Origin of the sequence: Bacillus sp. JJ1503 (genome assembly GCF_036965125.1) — a bacterium.
In the GTDB taxonomy this organism is placed as follows: domain Bacteria; phylum Bacillota; class Bacilli; order Bacillales; family Cytobacillaceae; genus Cytobacillus.
The window spans coordinates 3,830-6,096 of the sequence record NZ_JBALOZ010000067.1 but is presented as its reverse complement, the minus strand read 5'-3'; the positions used below and the strand labels follow the sequence as shown (position 1 = coordinate 6,096).

At 32.9% G+C, this 2,267-nt stretch carries 2 protein-coding genes; one reads left to right on the top strand and one right to left on the bottom strand.

Annotated features, from left to right (window positions below; all coding sequences use genetic code 11):
* Positions 1–1,303: sigma-54 interaction domain-containing protein (locus V7149_RS06225; RefSeq protein ID WP_335344787.1), on the top strand; the 1,303-nt coding region annotated here is incomplete at its 5' end.
* Here the strand turns inward: V7149_RS06225 and V7149_RS06220 are convergent.
* Positions 1,295–1,948 carry an alpha/beta fold hydrolase gene (locus tag V7149_RS06220; protein ID WP_335344786.1) on the bottom strand — a complete coding sequence of 218 codons (654 nt, stop codon included), beginning with the start codon at positions 1,946–1,948 and terminating at the stop codon, positions 1,295–1,297. The genes V7149_RS06225 and V7149_RS06220 overlap by 9 nt on opposite strands.
* Positions 1,949–2,267 lie beyond the last annotated feature (319 nt).

Sequence of the window (2,267 nt, the reverse complement as noted above, 5' to 3'; positions counted from 1 at the left end):
CCAGTTATCTGACTGTGTTGTTGCTATTGATAAAAATGGTTTTGTTATTTATATTAACCATACTTATTGCGAAATTTTAGGAGTTAACCGTGAATTTGCACTAGGTCAACATGTAACTGAATTAATCTCTCCCCATACAAAACTGCATTTAGTGGCAAAAAACGGAAAACCTCTAATTGATGAGCTTGTGGTAAGGGGAAGAAAATTAGTAATTAAACAGTTACCTATCAAATCTGGAGATGTAGTAGTTGGGGCTGTAGGCTTTGCTATTTTTAACGAAACTAGTCAGGTATTAGACCTAGCACGTAAACTATTTAATATAGAGTTAGAACCTAGTATAAATAACTATTGGAAAGCAAAGTACAACTTAAAGGATATTATTGGATCGAGTAAACAAATTGAAGAATTAAAAAAGCAGATAAAACGTATTTCGCAATCAAACTCCTCAGTATTGATTTATGGTGAAAGTGGTACCGGAAAAGAGCTTATAGCTCATTCAATACATACTCTATCGAATCGATCATCCAATCCTTTTGTACGTATTAACTGTTCCGCAATTCCAAGAGAATTGCTTGAAGCTGAATTATTTGGTTACGAAGGTGGAGCATTTACTGGAGCTCGCCAAAAAGGCCAAATAGGTAAAGTCGAATTGGCCAATTCCGGAACATTATTTCTTGACGAAATTGGAGATATGCCTCTACCAATGCAATCATCTTTACTCAGAGTTTTGCAAGAAAAGGAAATAGTGAGAGTGGGAGGAACAAAACCCATTCCAGTTGATGTACGTGTAATATGTGCCACGCATCGTAATTTACATAAACATGTAATTGAAAACCAATTTAGACAGGATCTTTATTATAGAATTAATATCTTTACAGTTAAAGTACCTTCCTTAAGGGAGAGAACAGACGATTTACCTGAATTGATTAATCATTTTTTATTAACTCTTCGTAGTGAATTAGGTTTAGGTGAACTATACTTGACTGATGAACTAATGGATTATTTAAAGAAGTATAGTTGGCCAGGTAATATCCGTGAATTAAGAAATGTTATAGAGCATGCAGTTCATTTTGTAACTGGTAATCAATTGAAATTAGAACACTTACCAGAACTAAGTAAACTATCTAATATTAGCAATCATAATACAAACTTAAACCTAAATGAAAATGTTAAGGCCGTCGAATACGCCACTATTCAAACGGCCCTAAATCAAACGAATGGAAATAAAACACGTGCAGCCAAGTTACTAGGTATTGATCGAAGTCAATTATATAAAAAATTACGAGAATATGAATTAATGTAATTCAAATACAGGCAAACCTGATAAGAATTTTAACATATGACTATTAAATTCAAATGGTTGTTCCAACATAGGGAAATGTGCAGCTTTTGAAATAATGTATAATTCAGAGCCCTTAATATTGTCATAAAGATATTCAGATTCTTTAACTGGAGTAATGTCATCTTCTTCTCCAACTATAATCATAGTAGGAATATTTAAAGAGTGTATTTCTTGACGGACATCAAAGCTATCTAAGGAGCGTATTGCCTGTTTTGCTACATGTTTAGGAGTTTTAATTACTTCATTTTCAGCCCATTTTACTACACTTTGTGAAGTGGTAGAAGAAAAACTATGCCTAATAACTTCTTTACTGGCTTCTTCAATACCAATTTCATCGATTCTATTTATTACATTCTTAGCTTGAACCATAGGTCCTAAACCATAAGCTGTAGTACCCACTAATATAAGCGCGCGAACCAAATTAGGATGGTCTAAAGCAAAACGTTGAACTATAGCTCCTCCCATTGAAAGACCAACAAGTACTGCTGATGTTATATTAAGGGATTCCATTAATTTTCTTAAATCTTCGGAAAATTTTTCTATTGTATAATCAACATGTTCAGGTTTTTCAGAATCACCATGACCACGAAGGTCAAAAGAGATCACTTTGTATTCTGACAGTTAATAAAATTGTACTTTTTATCCATTCTTCTACCTCATTAATACTCACTCACAAAGCACTTGCTGGAAACCCTAAATTTTCGTTTTCTGAATAAGCGTCTCGGTATATTTTCACTAATATTTCAGCCTCATTTATCCTTGCTCTTTCAATGTTTATATTCACAATATCCCCTCCAGAATATAATAATACTTAGATAATTGTGTTTTTGGATTTAATTAGAATTCATTGAGATACTTACTTTTTTCGACAAATTGTAGTAATTCCCTTCTTATTCCATTAAATGTCCCTTTTCATGAAGAAAGA